The sequence below is a fragment of the Lactobacillus acetotolerans DSM 20749 = JCM 3825 genome (assembly GCF_001436775.1).
Classification (GTDB): domain Bacteria; phylum Bacillota; class Bacilli; order Lactobacillales; family Lactobacillaceae; genus Lactobacillus; species Lactobacillus acetotolerans.
The window spans coordinates 1-20693 of the sequence record NZ_AYZC01000011.1 but is presented as its reverse complement, the minus strand read 5'-3'; the positions used below and the strand labels follow the sequence as shown (position 1 = coordinate 20693).

General features: G+C 36.7%; 16 protein-coding genes. 13 read left to right on the top strand and 3 right to left on the bottom strand.

The features are described 5' to 3' along the window. The 11 genes from hprK (at position 1) to whiA (ending at position 14298) form a co-directional block, all read left to right on the top strand. Positions 1 to 978: an HPr(Ser) kinase/phosphatase gene (gene hprK / locus FC77_RS02875; RefSeq protein WP_056970047.1), complete on the top strand. Its 978-nt coding sequence runs from the start codon at positions 1 to 3 to the stop codon at positions 976 to 978. Further along, entirely contained in the window at positions 978 to 1814 is an 837-nt protein-coding gene (lgt, locus tag FC77_RS02870; protein WP_056970046.1) for a prolipoprotein diacylglyceryl transferase, read from the top strand. Before hprK ends, lgt begins: the two co-directional genes overlap by 1 nt. A 37-nt stretch (positions 1815 to 1851) precedes the next feature. After that, positions 1852 to 2871 (top strand): NAD(P)H-dependent glycerol-3-phosphate dehydrogenase, encoded by a 1020-nt coding sequence (locus tag FC77_RS02865; RefSeq protein ID WP_056970045.1) that lies wholly within the window; start codon positions 1852 to 1854, stop codon positions 2869 to 2871. A gap of 74 nt (positions 2872 to 2945) precedes the next feature. Further along, the gene (gene trxB / locus FC77_RS02860) at positions 2946 to 3875 is read left to right on the top strand and encodes a thioredoxin-disulfide reductase (RefSeq protein WP_056970044.1); all 930 of its coding nucleotides are present in this window, start codon (positions 2946 to 2948) and stop codon (positions 3873 to 3875) included. A 139-nt stretch (positions 3876 to 4014) separates the two neighbouring features. Further along, positions 4015 to 5739, top strand: coding sequence for a phospho-sugar mutase (locus FC77_RS02855; RefSeq protein ID WP_056970043.1), 1725 nt, complete (start codon positions 4015 to 4017; stop codon positions 5737 to 5739). A 99-nt stretch (positions 5740 to 5838) separates the two neighbouring features. After that, positions 5839 to 7890 carry an excinuclease ABC subunit UvrB gene (gene uvrB, locus FC77_RS02850; RefSeq protein WP_056970042.1) on the top strand — a complete coding sequence of 684 codons (2052 nt, stop codon included), beginning with the start codon at positions 5839 to 5841 and terminating at the stop codon, positions 7888 to 7890. Then, positions 7877 to 10735, top strand: a complete 2859-nt coding sequence (uvrA, locus tag FC77_RS02845; protein WP_056970041.1) for an excinuclease ABC subunit UvrA — start codon at positions 7877 to 7879, stop codon at positions 10733 to 10735. Before uvrB ends, uvrA begins: the two co-directional genes overlap by 14 nt. Positions 10736 to 10795: 60 nt before the next feature. Then, on the top strand, positions 10796 to 11338 hold the full coding sequence (locus tag FC77_RS02840; RefSeq protein ID WP_054681538.1) for an HdeD family acid-resistance protein: 543 nt from the start codon (positions 10796 to 10798) through the stop codon (positions 11336 to 11338). A 102-nt stretch (positions 11339 to 11440) separates the two neighbouring features. Then, positions 11441 to 12316: an RNase adapter RapZ gene (rapZ, locus tag FC77_RS02835; protein ID WP_056970040.1), complete on the top strand. Its 876-nt coding sequence runs from the start codon at positions 11441 to 11443 to the stop codon at positions 12314 to 12316. A 9-nt stretch (positions 12317 to 12325) separates the two neighbouring features. Further along, positions 12326 to 13363, top strand: a complete 1038-nt coding sequence (locus FC77_RS02830; RefSeq protein WP_056970039.1) for a gluconeogenesis factor YvcK family protein — start codon at positions 12326 to 12328, stop codon at positions 13361 to 13363. Then, the gene (gene whiA / locus FC77_RS02825; protein ID WP_056970038.1) at positions 13363 to 14298 is read left to right on the top strand and encodes a DNA-binding protein WhiA; all 936 of its coding nucleotides are present in this window, start codon (positions 13363 to 13365) and stop codon (positions 14296 to 14298) included. Before FC77_RS02830 ends, whiA begins: the two co-directional genes overlap by 1 nt. A gap of 53 nt (positions 14299 to 14351) precedes the next feature. Here whiA and clpP read toward each other — a convergent pair whose 3' ends face one another. Continuing rightward, positions 14352 to 14936: an ATP-dependent Clp endopeptidase proteolytic subunit ClpP gene (clpP, locus tag FC77_RS02820; protein WP_054681540.1), complete on the bottom strand. Its 585-nt coding sequence runs from the start codon at positions 14934 to 14936 to the stop codon at positions 14352 to 14354. Positions 14937 to 15099: 163 nt separating this feature from the next. Between clpP and FC77_RS02815 the strand changes: the two genes are divergently transcribed. Further along, on the top strand, positions 15100 to 16755 hold the full coding sequence (locus tag FC77_RS02815) for an SH3-like domain-containing protein (RefSeq protein WP_056970037.1): 1656 nt from the start codon (positions 15100 to 15102) through the stop codon (positions 16753 to 16755). A gap of 39 nt (positions 16756 to 16794) precedes the next feature. Here FC77_RS02815 and FC77_RS02810 read toward each other — a convergent pair whose 3' ends face one another. Beyond that, a complete protein-coding gene (locus FC77_RS02810) occupies positions 16795 to 17244 on the bottom strand; it encodes a Fur family transcriptional regulator (protein ID WP_056970036.1) in 450 nt (149 codons plus the stop codon). 102 nt (positions 17245 to 17346) lie between these two features. Beyond that, positions 17347 to 18786 carry an APC family permease gene (locus tag FC77_RS02805; protein ID WP_056970035.1) on the bottom strand — a complete coding sequence of 480 codons (1440 nt, stop codon included), beginning with the start codon at positions 18784 to 18786 and terminating at the stop codon, positions 17347 to 17349. Positions 18787 to 18966: 180 nt separating this feature from the next. Here FC77_RS02805 and FC77_RS02800 point away from each other — a divergent pair, with 180 nt between their 5' ends. After that, positions 18967 to 20502, top strand: a complete 1536-nt coding sequence (locus FC77_RS02800; RefSeq protein ID WP_056970034.1) for an LBA0864 family S-layer associated protein — start codon at positions 18967 to 18969, stop codon at positions 20500 to 20502. Positions 20503 to 20693: the final 191 nt, after the last annotated feature.

Here is a 20693-nt window from a genome sequence, read left to right as displayed (position 1 = left end):
ATGGCAAAAACAGTTAAATTAAGAAAATTAATCAATGATAATAAAATTATCCATGTTTATCGCGGTAAGCAATATATAATGGGCAAGGAAATTTCTGTTTGTGATGTTTACCGTCCTGGGTTGGAATTAACCGGTTACTTTGATTTTTACCCTAAAGAAAGGATCCAACTTTTAGGAAGAACCGAAATTTCTTACACAGCTAGGCTTGATCCTGATAGCCGTAATAGAGTTTTCAAAAAAATGTGTACTAAGGAAACTCCTTGTTTTTTAATTTCACGTTCATTGCCAGTTCCAAAAGAACTTGAAGAAGCCGCTGATAATGCAAAAATACCAATTTTGTGCTCACCAGAATCAACTACGTATGTATCTGGTCTTTTAACGCAATATTTGCGTGAACGATTGGCTACCAGAACCAGTATTCATGGTGAATTAGTCGAAATTAAGGGTATGGGCGTTTTACTAGCCGGTGAATCAGGTGTTGGTAAATCTGAGTGTGCGTTAGGTTTGATTCACCGGGGGCACCGATTAATAGCTGATGACCGAATTGATGTTTATCAAAAAGATGATGATACCGTTATGGGTGAAGCACCTAAAATTTTACGGTATATGATGGAAATTCGGGGCATCGGAATTATTGATGTCATGGAATTATTTGGTGTCGGTGCTGTTAAAAAGAGAACCAGCATTCAATTAGTAATTAATATGGTTAATTGGAATAATAAGGCACATTATGATCGGCTCGGGTTCCAAGAAGATACCCGTGAAATTTGTAATGTAGAAATTCCACAAATTACTATTCCGGTAAAGGTTGGCCGTAATATGGAAGATATTATTGAAGTGGCTACGATGAACTTTAGGGCTAAGGAATCTGGCTACGATGCTACCCGTACTTTTGATAACCATTTGACTGAACTTATTTCTGATAATTCTAAGAAGGATACCGAAAAAGAAGAAGAAAAAGATAAGGATAAAAAATAATGTTCTTAACGATCAATCCGATTGCTTTTCATCTTGGTAATTTGAGTGTCAAATGGTACGGCGTAATTATGGCTGTAGCAATTGTATTGGCTACTTGGATGTCAATTAGTGAAGGTAAAAAACGCCAAATTGAAAGTGATGATTTTATTGATTTGTTACTTTGGGCGGTTCCATTAGGTTACGTGGGAGCAAGAATATACTATGTAATCTTTGAATGGGGCTATTATTCTCAACACCCTAATCAAATAATTGCTATCTGGAACGGTGGAATTGCTATTTATGGTGGTTTAATTGCGGGCTTGATAGTTTTACTGGTGTTCTGTTATAAACGAATGCTGCCCCCATTTTTAATGCTTGACGTGATTTCTCCCGGTATAATGGCTGCACAAATATTAGGCCGTTGGGGGAATTTTATAAATCAGGAGGCCCACGGTGGTCCTACCACTTTACATTTTTTGGAGAGCCTACATTTGCCAGAATTTATTATTCAACAAATGAAGATTAATGGCGTTTATTATCAACCAACTTTTTTATATGAGTCCCTTTTCAATTTAATTGGCTTAATTATAATTTTGAGTTTACGTCATAAAAAGCACTTTTTTAAACAAGGTGAAGTTTTTATGAGCTACCTAATGTGGTATTCGGTAGTTCGCTTCTTTGTTGAAGGTTTAAGAACAGATAGTCTGTACATTTTTGGTGTGATTCGGGTATCACAACTCTTAAGTTTGATTTTATTTATAGGCGTTCTGTTTCTATTCATATATCGGCGGGTAAAAGTTAAACCGAAGTGGTATCTTGATGGTAGTGGTTTAAAATATCCGTATACTAGAGATTAAAATAAGAAATTTATTTAAAGAAAGATTGGAATATAAAATGACAAAAATTGCAGTTTTAGGCGATGGCTCGTGGGGTTCTGTGCTTGGTTCCATGCTTCAAGATAATGGAAATGAAGTTACCCTTTATGGCAATAATGAGAGTGTTAACCAAGAAATTAACGCCCATCATACTAATAGCCATTACATGAAGAATTGGAAGGTAAACCCTAATACTAAGGCCACCGGTGATTTGGAAAAGGCTTTGGATGGAGCAGAGCTGGTTGTATTTGTATTGCCGACAAAAGCTATTCGAAGTGTTTCTAAGAACGTACATAAAGTTTTAGCTCAAACAGGTGCAACTCCTTTATTAGTAACTGCTACTAAGGGAATTGAACCGGGCAGTAAAAAACTTGTTTCAGAAATCTTAACTGAAGAGATTTATCCAAATAATACCGATAGAATTGTTGCTATTTCTGGTCCGAGTCATGCGGAAAATGTTGCCCAAAAAGATTTGACCGCAATTGCTTGTGCATCCACTAACGTTGATAATGCTAAAAAGATTCAAAAACTCTTTTCAAATGACTATGTCCGTTTCTATACCAACGATGATTTGGTTGGTGTTGAAGTCGGTGGTGCCGTTAAAAACGTTATTGCTATTGCAGCTGGTATTTTAGTTGGTAAGCATTATGGTGATGACGCTAAAGCCGCTTTAATGACTAGAGGTTTGGCTGAGATCACCCGGTTAGGTGTTAATTACTTTGGTGCTAAACCAATGACTTTCAGTGGTTTGGCTGGTATTGGTGATCTGATTGTAACTTGTACCTCGGTTAATTCCCGTAATTGGCGTGCCGGTAAACAAATTGGTGAAGGCAAGACCCTTGATTACGTATTGAAGAATATGGGACAAGTAGTTGAAGGTGCGACTACCGTTAAAGCTGTTCATGAATTGGCTCAGGAAAAGAATATTGATATGCCAATTAGTGAAGCCGTTTACCGCGTTTTATATAAAAATACTAATGTGGATGAAGAAATTAAAGAAATGATGGGCAGAAGTCCTAAGCCTGAGATCCGCTTTTAATCTTTATACTTGCTTTTTAGATTTTACTATTGTATTATTTACTTACAAAAAGTAAGAGCTAATGAGGTGAAAATATGTCAAAAAAATATGATGTAATCATTGTTGGAGCTGGCCCTGGTGGCTTAACTGCTGCCCTTTATGCTTCACGTGCTAATTTATCAGTTTTAATTCTTGATCGTGGTCCATATGGTGGCCAGATGAATAATACTGATTTAATTGATAATTATCCTGGTTTTAGTGAAATTAAAGGTCCAGAACTAGGTAAAAAAATGTACGACTCAATAATGAAGTTTAAGCCTGACTTTGAATATGGCGATGTTCAATCAGTTAAGCTTGATGGTACAAACAAAGTAGTTACAACCGACACTGGTGAATATACTGCGCCTATTTTAATTATTGCTACTGGTGCTGATCACAAACACTTAAATGTTCCTGGCGAAGAAGAATATTCAGGTAAAGGTGTTTCCTACTGTGCTGTTTGTGATGCTGCATTCTTTAAGGATGAGGATGTTGCAGTTATCGGCGGTGGTGATTCTGCTATTGAAGAAGGTATTTACCTGTCTCAATTGGCTAAATCTGTGACTGTTGTCCATAGGCGTGATCAATTAAGGGCACAACCAACTTTGCAAAAACGTGCTTTTGCTAATAAGAAAATGAAATTTGTTTGGAATGCGCAAACTGAATCAATCGATGGTGATGGTAATAAAGTAACTGGGATTACTTATCGTGATAAGAAGACCGACGAAGAAAAGAAATTATCAGCAGCAGGTGTTTTCATTTATGTTGGTGTACTTCCACAAACCGCACCGTTTAAGGCTTTAAACATTTTAGATGATAAAGGTTGGATCCCAACTGATAATCATATGCGTACTAAAGTACCTGGTGTTTTTGCCTTAGGTGACGTTCGTGCTAAAGATTTGCGTCAAATTGCAAATGCTGTTGGTGACGGTAGTATTGCTGGCCAAGAAGCATATAATTATATGCAAGATTTAAACGATAAATAATTATAATTTAAACGATTAAGAATCCATCAAATGATGGATTCTTTTTTATTTAATTGGCAAGATTTGTGTCATAAATGCTAAAATACAACATGGGGAGTGGGATGTAATTTCTAGTTAAGAATTGAGGTTAACTACTTATATGAATGCTGAAGAAACTTTCGAAGAATGGAAGAAAGCCAAAAACTTACCTGATTACTTACAAGATCAGTTAAGGACTTTAGGCAAAGACAAGAAATGGGTTGAAGATGCTTTCGGCCAAGACATCAATTTTGGTACCGCAGGGATGAGAGGGCGTCTAGAGCCTGGAACCAATCGAATTAATTTATTTACGGTTGGCCGCGTTACCGAAGGGTTGGCCCGTTTGATCGAAGAAAATGGTCAAGGAGCCAAGAAACGTGGCGTCGCCATTTCCTTTGATTCACGTTACCATTCACGAGAATTTGCAGAGCATGCTGCTAGAATTCTGGGTGCACACGGGATTCATGTTTATTTATTCGATGATCTAAGACCAACCCCAGAACTCTCGTATTCTGTTCGGCATTTACATGCTTTTGCTGGAATTAACATTACTGCCTCCCATAACGCCAAACAATATAATGGCTATAAAGTTTACGGTGAAGATGGTGCACAGATGGCACCAGAAAATGCTGACCGTTTATTCGCACATGCGCAAAAAGTTACAGATATTTTCGCTGTTAAAGCTGCTCCAGTTAAAGAACTGCGGGCAAATGGTACTTTACAATTAATCGGTGAAGACGTTGACGAGGATTATCTAAATGAATTAAAGAACGTTAACGTTAATACTAGGATGATTAAGGAAAATGCTGATAAATTAAAAATCATTTATACGCCATTGCATGGTACCGGTAAAATGTTGTATGATCGTGCCTTTAGAGAGGGCGGTTTTGATAATGTTATTCCTGTGCCAAGCCAATCAATTATTGATCCAGAATTTCCGACGACTATTAAACCCAACCCAGAATTTCGTGATGTTTTTGATCCCGGTGTTAAATTGGCCAATAAAAAGCATGCTAACGTAATTATTGCTACGGATCCGGATGCAGATAGAATGGGTGCTTGTGTTCGAACTGAAAATGGTGATTTTCAAGTTTTAACCGGTAACCAGATTGCTACCTTAATGGCCTATTATTTGTTGGTAAATCTTAAACAGAGTGGGAAATTATTGAAGGATTATGAAATTGTAACCTCCGTGGTTTCCAGTGCTTTACCATTTAAGATTGCTAAGGATTTTGGTGTTAAAACTAAGTATGTTTTAACTGGTTTTAAATACATTGGTGAAGAAGTAGACCGGATGAATAAGACTCATGATGGAAAATTCCTAATGGGTTTTGAAGAAAGTTATGGTTACTTGTTTAAACCATTTGCCCGGGACAAAGATGCAATGCAAGGAGCTTTAATGTTTGCTGAAGTCGCTACTTACTATGCTTCACGTGGTATGACTGTTTTTGATGGTTTAAAAGAGATTTGGCAAAAATATGGTGTTGCGTATGAAATTACAGATGCAATTCCAATGCCTGGTATCGGTGGTCAAAAGAAGATGGCAGAATTAATGACCAAGCTTCGGAATGAGCATTTGACCAAAATTAATGGTGCCAAAGTAATAAAAGCACAGGATTTCTTAAAACAGGAAACATTTATTAATGGTCAAAGTACACCACTAAAAGGGTTTCCAAAGTCTAACGTATTAAAATACTTTTTAGATGATGAAACTTGGGTTGCTCTCAGACCTTCAGGAACTGAGCCAGTAATTAAAGCTTATGTTGGTGTTAACAGGGAAAATATTGATGTTGCTAAGAAAGCCGCGGAAGATTACCAAAAGGCTTTAGCCGCACTATTAAAATAATGCAAATAACGTGCGAAAATACGTTCGAGGTAGTAAAATATAATACGATAAATATAAGTTGGACTCTAGAGTCCAACTTTTTTTACGGGGAGTCTTTTTATGATTAAACGACAAAAAAATCGCAAATTTCAACTTGTATCTAAATATAATCCAGCTGGTGATCAACAACAAGCTATTGATAAGTTAACTGCTGGATTCAAAAAAGGCTATAAAGAACAAATTCTAGAAGGTGCTACTGGTACTGGTAAAACTTTTACCATGGCTAATATAATTGCTAATTTGAATAAGCCCACCTTGGTTATTTCACATAATAAAACTTTGGTGGGGCAGCTTTATGGTGAATTTAAGAGTTTCTTTCCACATAATGCGGTTGATTATTTTGTATCTTATTATGATTATTACCAACCAGAAGCATATGTGCCACAATCAGATACCTATATTGAAAAAGATTCAGCTATTAATGATGAGATTGATCAGCTTCGTCACCAGGCAACCAGTGATTTGATGGAGCGTAATGATGTAATTGTTGTTGCTTCAGTTTCTTGTATATATGGTTTGGGTGACCCACGTGAGTATGCGAGGAGTGTTATTACCCTTCATGAAGGTGAAGAGTATGATCGCAATACATTATTACGTGATTTAGTTAATATTCAATATGATCGTAACGATATTGATTTTCAACGTGGCCGTTTCCGTGTAAGAGGGGATGTTGTGGAAATCTTCCCGGCTGGCAACTCTAAGCATGCTTATCGAATTGAATTCTTTGGTGATGAGATTGACCGCATCGTTGAAATTGATTCATTAACGGGAGAAGTGATTGGTGAGCGTGAAAGTATTTCACTGTTTCCAGCTACGCACTTTATGACTAATGATGAACAAATGCGGCGTGCTCTCAAAGCAATTTCTAAGGAAATGAAGGTCCAAGTTAAGAAATTTAACGGTCAAGGAAAATTACTTGAAGCACAAAGAATTAAACAAAGAACAACTTATGATATGGAAATGATGGGAGAAGTTGGTTATACCAACGGAATTGAAAACTACTCTCGCCATATGGAAGGTAGAAAAGCGGGAGAACCACCTTACACCCTGCTTGACTTTTTCCCAGATGATTTCTTGATTTTAGTTGACGAATCACATGCCACAATGCCAGAGTTACATGCAATGTATAATGGTGACCGTAACCGTAAGAAAACTTTAATAGACTATGGTTTTCGTTTACCGTCAGCGTTAGATAACCGGCCATTAAAATTGTCTGAGTTTGAAAAACACGTTAACCAGATTCTTTACGTTTCTGCAACGCCGGGTGATTATGAATTAAATAGAACTAAACATAAAGTTGAGCAAATTATTCGGCCAACCGGGCTGCTTGATCCGAAGATTGAGGTAAGGCCGATTGAGGGTCAAATGGATGATTTGGTTGGTGAAATTAATAAACGAGTTGCGCGGCACGAACGGGTCTTTGTTACTACTTTGACTAAAAAAATGGCCGAGGATTTAACTGATTATATGAAAGACCTTGGTATCAAAGTACAATATTTGCATTCAGACATTAAAACACTTGAGCGAATGCAGATTCTACGGGATTTGCGGCTAGGAAAATTTGATGTTTTAATTGGGATTAACTTGCTGCGTGAAGGTATCGATGTTCCAGAAGTTTCACTTGTTGCAATTTTAGATGCTGATAAGGAAGGATTTCTTCGTGCTTACCGGCCACTTGTTCAGACGATGGGTCGTGCGTCACGTAACTCTCATGGGGAAGTAATTATGTATGCTGATACTATTACTGATTCGATGAGAAAAGCAATCGATGCCACTACACGTAGGCGTAAAATCCAGAAGAAATTTAATAAAGATCATGGAATCACACCTAAAACAATTGTTAAACCAATTAGGGATGCCATTTCTGCTACTAAAGATGGTGGTAAATCCAAGAAAAAGAAGAGCGACAGCTTTGCTGATTTGAACTTTGATGAATTAACAGTGAAGCAAAAAAAGTCTATGGTTAAAGGGCTTCGTGAACAGATGAAAGATGCTGCTAAGAAACTTGACTTTGAAGAAGCCGCTAACTTGCGGGATGCAATTATGGAATTGCAGAATTCTGGTAGAAAACCAATTAAGAAAAAGGGAAAGGCATTAAATGGCAAACGATAAAATTGTGATTCGTGGTGCACGAGAGCATAACTTAAAAGATATTAATTTAACTATTCCAAAAGATAAAATGGTTGTTATAACTGGTTTGTCTGGTTCTGGCAAAAGTTCTCTAGCTTTTGATACCCTTTATGCTGAAGGACGCAGACGTTACGTTCAATCATTGTCTTCTTATGCTAGACAATTTTTGGGGCAAATGGATAAGCCAGATGTTGATTCAATCGAAGGCTTAAATCCAGCTATCTCAATTGACCAAAAGACAACGTCACATAACCCACGATCAACTGTTGGAACTGTTACAGAAATTAATGATTATTTACGTTTACTTTGGGCTAGAGTAGGTCACCCTATCTGTCCAAATGATGGCACCTTAATTGAACGTCAGTCGGTCGATCAAATGGTTGATCGGATCATGAAATTACCTGAAAGAACTAAGATTCAACTTTTAGCACCAGTTGTTCGATCGAAACGTGGTGCACACAAAGAAGTGTTCAAACGAGTTCAACGGGCAGGTTATGTCAGGGTAATCGTTGACGGTAAAATGCATGAAATTGGTGAGAAATTTAGTCTAGAGAAAAATAAGCGTCATACCATTGATATTGTTGTTGATAGGTTGATTGTCAAAAAAAGTATCCGTTCACGTCTTTTTGATTCCGTTGAAGCAGCATTACGTCTGTCCGATGGGTATATGAACGTTGACGTTATTGGTGGCCAAACACTTAATTTCTCTGAGTACTATGCTTGTCCTAAATGTGGGTTTACTGTTGGCGAGATGGAACCAAGGCTGTTTTCATTTAATGCTCCTTTTGGTGCCTGTCCGGATTGTGATGGCTTAGGTGTTAAGCTTTCTGTCGATGAGGATTTGGTTATTCCTGATAAAAGTAAGACTTTGGCAGAAGGTGCTGTAGCACCTTGGAAGAATTCGAAGTACTACGGTGGCATGCTTAAGCAGGCCTGTGCCGCACTTAAAATTCCAATGGATAAGCCATATAAGAAACTTACTAAGCGACAAAGAAATATTATTTTACATGGGTCAGATAAAGTCATTAAATTTAATGTTACTGGTGACTTTGGTGTAAATGACACAACTAAACCATTTGAAGGCGTTATGGATAACGTCGAACGTCGTTATCGTCGTCCCATGTCAAAATTTATGCGGGATATAATGCGAAAATATATGACTGAGTTAACCTGTTCAACCTGTCATGGCAAACGTTTAAATGAAAAAGCTTTAGCAGTTAAAGTTATGGGTAAGGACATTGCAGAAGCTTCGGATTTATCTATTGATAAAGCTCTTAAATTCTTTAAGAGTGTTAAATTAGATAAGCAAGGCACGATGATTGCTAAACCAATTTTGAAAGAAGTTTGTGATCGCTTAACGTTCTTAAATAATGTTGGGTTAGATTATCTGACATTGTCACGTTCTGCTAATACTTTATCTGGTGGTGAAGCCCAGCGAATTCGTTTAGCTACACAAATTGGTTCGAATTTGTCTGGAGTTATGTATGTTTTGGATGAACCCTCAATTGGATTGCACCAACGAGATAATGATCGTTTGATTGCTTCACTTAAGAAAATGCGCGATTTGGGTAACTCATTAATTGTTGTTGAACACGATGAGGAGACAATGCGTCAAGCCGATTATATTGTCGACATGGGTCCAGGTGCTGGTGCTTATGGTGGTAAAGTGATGGCCGTTGGCACACCTAAAGAAATCGAAAAAAATCCTAAGTCGTTGACTGGTCAATACTTGTCTGGTAAAAAATTTGTGCCGGTTCCGTTAAAGCGACGTAAGGGTAACGGTAAAAAAATTACTATTACTGGTGCTGCTGAAAATAATTTAAAGAATATTAAAGTGGATTTTCCACTAGGCAAATTTATCGTTGTAACTGGTGTATCTGGTTCTGGTAAATCTACCTTAGTCAATATGATTTTAAAACGTGCATTGGCACAAAAATTAAATAATAATTCGACTAAACCAGGAAAGTATAAGAGTATCCGTGGTTATAATAATATTGAAAAGATAATTGATATTGATCAGAGTCCAATTGGTAGAACGCCGCGCAGTAATCCAGCCACATATACTAGTGTATTTGATGATATTCGTACTTTGTTTGCACAAACCAACGAAGCAAAATTACGTGGGTATACCAAAGCCCGTTTTTCTTTCAATGTGAAAGGTGGACGGTGTGAAGCTTGTCATGGTGACGGAATTATTAAAATTGAGATGAACTTCTTACCTGATGTTTACGTTCCTTGTAAAGTTTGTCATGGTACGCGTTATAATTCTGAAACTCTAGAAGTTACTTACCGCAAGAAAAATATTGCCCAAGTTTTAGATATGACAATTAGCGAGGCATGTAAATTCTTTAAGAATATTCCAAAGATTGCCCGTAAATTGCAAACTATTGTTGATGTAGGATTAGGCTACGTTAAACTCGGTCAATCTGCTACCACTCTATCTGGTGGTGAAGCTCAAAGAATGAAACTTGCTGCAGAATTGCAGAAATTGTCTACTGGTAAAAATTTCTATATTCTTGATGAACCTACTACTGGACTTCATACGGATGATATCAAACGCTTACTTGAAGTTTTACAGCGTTTGGTTGATGAAGGTAATACTGTTTTGATTATTGAGCATAACCTTGATATTATTAAAAATGCAGACTGGCTAATTGATTTAGGTCCAGAAGGTGGAGATGGTGGTGGAACAGTTGTTGCCACTGGTACACCTGAACATGTAGCCCAAGTAAAAGAAAGTTACACCGGGCAGTATTTGAAACCAGTTTTGGAGCGTGATACCAGGTTAACCAAGGAAGCACAGAAACAAAAGTCTAAGGCCAAATAGTTAAAATAAAGTTCCATTATTTTTCAAAAAGTGTAAAATAAGCACCAAGGAGGAATAAAAATGGATAATTTTTCTAGTTCTAAAGAACATCGTGGCTTTGATTGGGCTGCTTTTATTTCTGGTATTTTAATGGTTATTGCAGCCATCTTGCTTATTAGACACCCCGGTGTTGGTTTACGTGCATTCGTATTAATCTTTGCCATTTTGTCTATTGTTCAAGGATTTGTATGGTTTGCCGTTTACAGCCACTTTCGTGATTTAATGTCATACGGATGGGTAACTATTCTTGCTGGTATTTTAGATATCATTGTTGGTATCCTGTTCTTATATTCTTATGATGTGGCTGGTTTAGCGCTTGCTTACTTGTTTGCAATTTGGTTCTTTGTTGACTCAATTGCAGGTATGGTCTTTGCATGGCATTTACGTAAGTTCCCTACGTTTTACTTTGTATTTGATTTGATTTTGGATATTTTGAGTTTACTCATTTCCATTGCTTTAATGTTTAATCCAGCTTTATCTGCTTTAACTTTGGTAATGCTTATCGCTGTTTGGTTAATAATATTTGGAATCGATCAAATCGTTGTGGCTTTTGCACATCGTTAAATTAAAGATATTAATTAAGGCCAAAAGGCCTTTTTTTCTTGGTCAAAGAAATTAAGAAGAAACACCCGGTATGCTATAATTTAACTAGTAGGAGGGTCTTTTATGGCTGACGAAAAGAAACAATTATTGATCATAACAGGTATGAGTGGTGCAGGTAAGACCGTTGCTGCCCATGCATTAGAAGATATAGGTTATTTTGTTGTTGATAATTTGCCACCGGAACTGTTAAGCGGCTTTTGGGATTTAATGGTTAATTCTGATGATTTTAAAAAAGTTGCGGTTGTAATTGATCTGCGTGTAAGAAACTTTTATAAAGATTTATTAAACGAGGTTAATTCACTTGAAGATAATGGCCAAGTTCAAGCAACGATTGTGTTTTTGGATGCATCAAATGATACTTTGGTTGCTCGTTATAAGGAAACTAGACGGCTTCCACCACTTGCCACTAATGGCCGACTTCTTGATGGAATTTTAGAAGAAAGACGGATTTTAACGCCCATCAAGAATCATTCTAATTATGTTATCGATACTTCTAAGTTGACCCCTAAACAATTAAAGCAAAAATTGCTTGATGAATTTAGTGATCGAAAGAAGCAGCCGTTTTCCATTGAAGTGATGTCTTTTGGCTTTAAATATGGTATGCCAATCGATGCCGATGATGTAATTGATGTTCGTTTCTTGCCTAATCCGTTTTATATTCCTGAACTTAGGCCTTTTACGGGATTGGATAAACGAGTTTTTGACTATGTTATGGACAAGAAAGAAACGCAGGTTTTTTATAAAAAATTACTAGATCTCTTAGAAACGGCTATACCAGGTTACATTAAAGAAGGAAAAGAGAAATTGACGGTGGCAATTGGTTGTACCGGTGGCCAGCACCGAAGCGTTGCAATAGCTCAGCAGTTAGCACGTGATTTATCGAAGAAATATCCGGTTGATATCACACACCGTGAAGTCAGTCGGTATACTAGGAAATAGGTGGAAAACATGGCATACGGAGAATCAAAGATAATTCGGGTCATCAAAAGTAGGAGACCCAAAGTGGTCGTTATCGGTGGCGGAACCGGATTACCGGTTATTTTAAATGCTTTAAAAGATAAAAATGCAGAAATTACGGCCATAGTTACCGTTTCGGATGATGGTGGGTCATCTGGTTCGATTCGAAATTTTATTAACGTTGTTCCACCTGGTGATATTCGGAATGTCTTGGTCTCATTAAGCGATATTTCACAGGAAGAAAAAAATGTTTTTCAATATCGTTTTGATTCCTCTGATTCATTTTTTTCAGGGCACGCGATTGGTAATTTAATCATTGCTGCTTTAAATGAAATGCACGGAAATATTTTTGATGCTGTCCAATCATTGTCAAAAATGATGCGTGTTGATGGTCATGTTTTCCCAGCATCTAACGAACCGTTAACTTTGAACGCTGAATTTGTTGATGGTACTACCGAGGTTGGTGAAACAGAAATTACTTCTAAAGATAAGCGAATAAAGCGTGTTTGGGTAACAGATACAAATTCTGGTGCTAAACCAACAGCCGTTTTGCCAGTATTAGCTGCTATTATGCAGGCTGATGCCGTTGTTTTAGGGCCAGGTAGTTTATTCACGTCAATTTTGCCTAACTTAATGATTCCCAATTTGGGTGAAGCCGTCCGTAAAACTAGCGCTGAAGTAATTTATATTTGTAATATTATGACCCAGCGCGGTGAAACCGATCATTTTAGTGATGCAGAACACGTTCAGGTGATTAATAATCATCTTGGTGGTCATTATATTAATACGGCGCTTGTTAATGGTGCCAAAATTGATATGAGTAAGTTTCATCCAGAAGATTATGATGCTTATTTGGAACCCGTAAGGAATGATTTTGCAGGCTTACGCAAGCAAGATTGCCGGGTTATTACCGATGATTTTATTGACCAGCATAGTGGGCTGGTCTTTCATGATGGTAAAAAAGTTGCTAGAGAAATAATTAATTTGGCTCTTGAGGCAATGTCACGCAGAAGGATGACTGATGAATAATGGCAAGTTATGCTAGTGCGGTTAAAAAAGAATTAACCTCACTAAAAGTACATCCTGAACATGCCAAAGCGGAATTAGCCGCTTTTTTGCGCATGAATGGGGTTTTAAATTTTCACGATCACCAATTTAGTTTGGATATTACAACTGAGAATCCTGCGATTGCTCGTCGAATCTTCACATTAATTAAAAGTGCTTATGCAGTTGAACCATTATTGATAGTTTCAAGAAAAATGAAATTGAAGAAGAACAATCAATATTTGGTTCGGCTGCAAACTAATGTAAAAGGAATTTTACGAAATTTAGAAATTTTAGATAAAAATGATGATGTAGTTACAAGGGTTCCTAATCGAATTATGAGATCGCGTGAAGGGGCAATGTCTTATTTACGTGGTGCTTTTTTAGCAGGTGGGAGTGTGAATAACCCCCAAACGAGTCGCTATCACTTGGAAATTTATTCAGTGTACAAAGATCATAATGATGATTTACTTAAGCTGATGAATCATTATTTTTATTTAAATGCTAAAACTACGAGGCGCCGCCATGGTTACATTGTTTATCTGAAGGAAGCAGAGAAAATTGGCGACTTTCTGCACGTTGTTGGTGCACTTAATGCAATGTTGTCCTTTGAAGATTTGCGGATTATGCGGGATATGCGTAATTCTGTTAATCGCCTAGTTAATTGTGATACTGCAAATTTGAAAAAGACTGCAACCGCAGCTGCTAAACAAGTTGAAGATATTCGGTTGATTAAAAAGAAGAATGGTTTAGGTAATTTACCTGAAAAACTGCGCGGAGTTGCTCAACTTCGGTTAGATAATCCAGAATTATCGCTTAAAGAGATGGCCCAGCAAGTACCTGATGGACCGATTTCTAAATCTGGAGTTAATCATCGCTTTAAAAAATTACATGAAATGGCCGATAGTTTAAGAAAATAAAAAAGGAGTTCACATTTGTGAACTCCTTTTTGCAATAAATATCTTACTATTTATTACTTCTTCTTATTAACCATGATTTCATCAATTAAGCCGTAATCTTTAGCTTCTTGAGCGGTCATGTAGTTATCACGGTCGGTATCCTTTTGGATCCTTTCCATGGGTTGACCGGTGGTTTCGTGTAAGATATTGTTAATCTTCTTACGACTCTTCATAATCTCATTTGCAGCAATTTGGATATCGGTTTGTTGACCTTGTGCACCACCCAAAGGTTGGTGAATAAGGACAGTGGAATTAGGTAACGCGAAACGCTTACCCTTTGTTCCGCTGGTCAACAGGATGGAAGCCATTGAAGCTGCCATACCAATAGCAATGGTGGAAACATCGGACTTGATAAAGTTCATAGTATCCATGATTGCTAAGCCAGAAGTAATTACACCACCCGGTGAATTGATGTAAAGTGAAATGTCTTTTGTATTGTCTTGTGCATCAAGGAACAATAACTGAGCGATGATTGAGTTAGCCATTTGGTCATTTATCTCACCACTTAATATGATAATTCTGTCTTTTAATAAACGTGAATAGATATCATATGCACGTTCGCCATGAGCAGTAGGCTCAATAACTGTAGGTACAAGCATATATCTGCCTCCTAAAATTCTTAATTAGCACTCTTATAAGTACAGTGCTAATTAAAGCACTTACTATAAAGGCTGTCAAACAAAGTGTATCAATTTTGTATTTTTTTGTGTAGCTATTTTATATTACAATAGAGAATGTAATCTTTAATCTGGAGGGAAAATTTTGAAATATTCTAAGAAAATACTGACGTTTGTATCAGCATTTGCTGTTAGCTTAGGATTATTTGCGGTTAATGCAAATACGACTTTTGCCGCAAGTAATTCAAAGCCAGCGGATACAAGTAGTACTAAAGTTGCTAAATCAACCAAGTCTAGTTCATCCAAGGCTGATGGTAGTAAGACTAATAAAAAGCAAAAAGCTGGCACTCAACGCGTTACTGGTTATGCGATGATGACCAAAGTTGCTGGTAACAAAAATTATAAAGTATGGAAATCTGTTTCTGGCGGCCATGTTCATACCAAGGTAACCGATGGAATAACTTACCGTTATAACCATATTCAGTCTGATCAATCTGTCCAGACTAAAAAAGCTCGTTATTGGAGAATTTACGTTGATGGTCGTAAAGTAGGTTATGTTAATGAAAAATTCTTTGCAAGAAACCAAATTGCTGTTCCAAAAACGGTAAGTTTGGTAAGAAACGATAATTATAAATTTAACACTAGGGATGCTATCAGTTACGCAACTAATTATATGGGGACAGTAGTTGATAATTCCGAAGTTAATGTATCTAAAGATAGTATCGCATGTAATAAACCAAAAACTTATAACGTAAAATATACTTACGGTGATGCTACCGCTACCATAAAAGTTACGGTTAGAAAGAGTACCAAAGAAGGTATTGCTAGTGCCAGTGGTGTAACCGCACAGCCAGGTACTAATGATTATAAACCGTGGAAATCCCACTATGGTTCATCTGATAATTACATTAGTCCAACTGAATTTACACCAGATAATACGAGACATACCTTTAATAGTGGTGACTTAACTCTTAAGACGAGATTTTATCAACCAGTCTTATTAAGTGTCCAAGATCCTGGTGACGATAACATTAATAGAGTGGGTCATATTCCTGAAGGTATAACTGTATCAGATGGTTGGGCTTATACGAGTTTACTCAGTCACCTTAACTTACTTAGTGGACACGTTGTTGGTTATGATTTAAATAAGTTAACCAACCCATTTCATGCCCAAGATCTACTAACTATGTCACAAAAGAAGTTTACTAACTATGTTAAGCATATTAAGGTAAGCCCATATATACCAATTGGCCACGGTCAAGCAATGGGATCAACCAAGAAATATATTTATACTTTGGTAAATGATCATACTTTGAAAGAAAGTCCTGATTCAGAAGAATTAGTTCAAATCCGTAAGAGTGATTTGCAGATTAATAAGATGTGGACAATTAAGACTTGGGTTGACGATGCAAGTAATCCACGTTACTTCCACAATGGTGTAGTCGTTTCCGATACTGATATGTATACTGTCTACCATGATATAAAGAATAATTGCTATGAATACTGGGAATTAACCCGTAAGGGTGATAATTGGTATCCTAAGTTAGTTGGTAAGACTGATGGCAATTTTGTAAGTAACGGTGCTCCAGTTCAAGGCTTTACTTATGACCCTGTTAATGATAATTTCTACCTTGCATTTAATGATTTAATCTTTAAGATAAGTCGAAAGGGTGCAATTAAACAGACTTACCAATTTAATACTAATGGTCGTGAGATTGAGGGCTTGTCTGTAAGTAACGGTCGCCTATATGTAAACTTGGCTCAACGTGCTGAATTACTTGAAAGTACGAAAATTAAGTAATTAATTTAAGCAGAAAAAAATAAGAGGTTTGAAAACCTCTTATTTTTTTTGTAATTTTTTCTGACAATCAGGACATAATCCATATATCTCTATGTGACTCTTAGAAGTGATAAAACCTGTTTGCTTTTCGGCTTCTGTACACATTTTATTTTCAATTGTATTGAAATTGGGATAAAAGACATCAGCAATTTTACCACAATTAGTACAGATGATGTGAAAATGGGGTTTAACAAAGTAGTCATAATGAGAGGAACTGTCCCCATTTTTTATTTCAATGATAACTCCTACGTTAACTAAAGTATTAAGTGTATTGTAAATGGTAGCCCGATAAGTTGGCTTATCACTGGCAATATCCTGATAAATTGTTTCAGCGGTTGGATGATTATGGTGTGTCATCAAGTATAGAAGAATCCTTAAGCGGGGCTTAGTTGCCTTTAAATGATGTTCATGCAGAAGTTCTTCAGCTTGTTTTTCAAGTTTAGTTGACAAATACTCATCTCCATTACGTTACTTATACAATGTAAAGTGTATCATTTTCAAAATAAAAACGCCTTCTAGAGGCGCTTTTATTTCACATTTTATCCAATAAAATTATGCTAATTTTTTATCTTGATGTTTTTTAATAGTAGGTAAAATTAAACCTAAAGCAACTAAAATAACTGGTGTAGCAACGTTTAAGAATAGCGTCAATGGATCTGGTGAGTAGATACCTAAAATACAACAAGCAAGTGTGACGATAAAACACCACCAGCCTGCGGTGTAAGCTAGACCTTGATGATGAGTCATTTGGTAATTATTTTTATCTTCAAACTTATCTTTTTGTTTACGTAAAGCTATAAAGGCTATGAATACCCATAAGTAACGCAACGGCATAGTTGTTGAATTTAATTTAATCAATTGAGCCATTACTGATTGTGCATCGGGTAATAATGCCTGAACAACAATCAAAGCACCTGAAAGAATAACAACCATCCAGATACCGTTGATAAATGCACCATGTTTGTTAACTTTAAGTAATTTCTTTGGGATATAATCTTTAGCTTCTTTACTACCAAGCAGCATCCTTAAGGGTGCATCGATACTAAGAACCAAAGTTGAAAATTGACCGATTACATTACACCAAGCGTAAATATATACGAACAGACTGTTAACGTGGTAGTAATCATCTAATCTTTGAAAGGCGATGTAAGGACCATTAGAAATGTATTCGTTCATATGTGCGTTAACAACTTTCGGATCAAACATCATTGCCATTGCAAAGGTACCTAAGATAGCCGAAACCATGATCATAATAGCTAAAGTGATCATAGCTTTAGGAAAGTTTTTTGAAGGATTTTTTACCTTATTAACATAAGGCGAGATCTTTTCGCAACCACCGACAGCAAATACTAAAATTGAAAGTGATGTTAAATATTTAACGTTGAAGGTTGGTAAGAAACTCTTCCAGTTCCAATTAATGTTGTAATAACCAGCATGTGGGTTAATTAATGGTGCAGCAAACATCATAACGATGAATAGAATTGACATGATAAACATTGATGTTCCCGCAACAGTGGCTAAATTCTTTAATACTGGAATACCACGACTAGCTACCCAACAGAAGAATAAAAAGACTGCTAATGTAGCAAATTGTGTCCATGCGGTTGGTAAACTATCATACCATTTGGTATTAGTGAGGATACCCCAAGCCATGGCTCTCAGGCCACCAGTACCTTTACTTGAAATGTATACCACGTGACAGGCCCAATAGGTCCATCCAGCGTAATAGGCCCATTTTGGTCCCATTGTTGCGTTAACCCAAGATGAAACACCACCTCCAGAACTTTTGAAAACAGAACCAAGCTCACCCACCATTAGAGCATAGGGAACAAAGTAGAGTAGGAACATAAGAATCCAGCTGAAGACAACCTTTGTTCCATCAAAGTAGACAAACCCGTTTACAACGTTACCAAAACTCCATACGGTAGAAAAGGCCATCATTGCAAGGGTGATCCACATCATCTTCTTGGGATTGTTTTGTGATTCAATCATAAATAAAAAGTCTCCCTTAAATATATTTATTTTAACTATGTCATTATATAGCAAATAAAAGAGAAAAGCCTTCTTCTTCATTAATCTCTCATAAAATAATAATGATAACAAACATTGTTCAAACAGTAAGAGTGTGTAAAAATATGTTCATGTAACATAAAAAGCAGGGAAAGGGTAAAAATGAAAAAATCGGTTAAGATATCACTAACTGTTATTACATTGGCCATTGCTGCTTTTTTAGTTGTTGGCATTAGTTATAATTGTGTTCATGCCAAGAGCTACAAAAGGGCTGTGACTAAGATAGCTGGTACAAAAAATTATACAGTTTACCACCATGTTTTGAAGGGTGGACCAGCGGGTAAATTTACATCGACTAAATATTTCAAGCACGGACAGATCCAATCCAAGAAATATGCTACCACTAAGAAAGGTAAGTATTGGTACATTATCGTTGATGGCAGAAATGTTGGCTGGGTAAACCAAAACTTTTTTGCAAGAAATAAAATTTCTTTGGCTGCGAATGTTAGTTTAGTAAGGAATAGTTATTATAGTTTCCCAACCAGGGATGCAATTAATTACGCAACTGATAGTAAGGGGACAGAAATAGATCCCCAAAAGGTACATGTTTCTGAATCTTCCATTAATTCTTCTGTTCCAGGTACAAGTAAAGTTAAATATAGTTATGGCAAAGCCGAGGCGGCTAATACAGTAACTGTTCGGGCAGATGAAAAAGAAGGAATTTCTAGTGCTGATAAGTTTGCTATGAAGGCACCAAAAGAAGTTTCAACTTGGAAAGGCAGTTCAAAATCTGCGTCAAGACATTGGAATGCGGCCCATGATTTTGGACCTGAAACTTCATCTAATACTTTCAAGGCTAAAGGTTTAACTTTACGAACTAGACTGTTCCAACCAAGGTTTGTTAGTTTACAGTATGGTCAAGCAGCCGATAAGATGGGGCAAGTTGGTGTGGTTCCAGAAGGTATTACCGTTAAGGATAATATTTTTACTGTATCCATGTTTTATGATGGTAATGATCAGCACGGTCACCTAGTTTCTTATAATTTAAATCACATAAAGAGTAAGTATGCTGCTCAAAATTTGCTTGCTTTGAAGTGGTCCACTTTTAAGGATTATGCATCTCATATTAGGGTAAGCCCGTATATTAAATTAGGGCACGGTCAATCCATTAGTTCTACAGGTAAGTATATTTATGTGTTGGCCAACAATGATAAATTTAAGAATTCAAGTGCCTCTGAAGAAATTATGCGGATTCGTAAGAGTGATATGAAGATGGATAAAATCTGGACTTTCAAGATTTGGAATAAGGATGCGGCTAACCAGCGTTACATTCATAACGCTACCTTTGCTAATGATCACACTATGTATGCTCTATTCCATAATGGTGGCAATGGCCGTTATGAATACTGGAAGGTAACTCGTAATGGCGATACTTGGACCCCAACTGAAATTGGTGCCACCCAAACTAACTTTATTAGTAATGGTTCACCGGTTCAAGGTTTCACGTATGATGCTAACCATAACCAGTTCTATATTGCCTTTAATGATTATATTTTTAGAGTTGCTGAAAATGGTAGTTATAAGAGTAGAAGTCATCTAAAGGTTCGGCGTGAAATTGAAGGCTTATCCGTATCTGGTTCTAAACTCTATGTTGAGTTTACTAAACGTCCAGAATTAACTGTGGGTAAGACTAAGTAATAAAATTGAAGTACAAAAAATTGCCCTTACTGGGCAAATTTTTTATGCAATGAGAACAAACAGTTAGGAGAAAGAACAAAGAATACCTCCCCATCTATTGATGAGGGGATGAATTTGGTCTTTCTCCTGCTTTTTTGCTTAAATTTATCTCTTTAATGGTATAATTAAATTTGCTAAAATTTGATATGTAT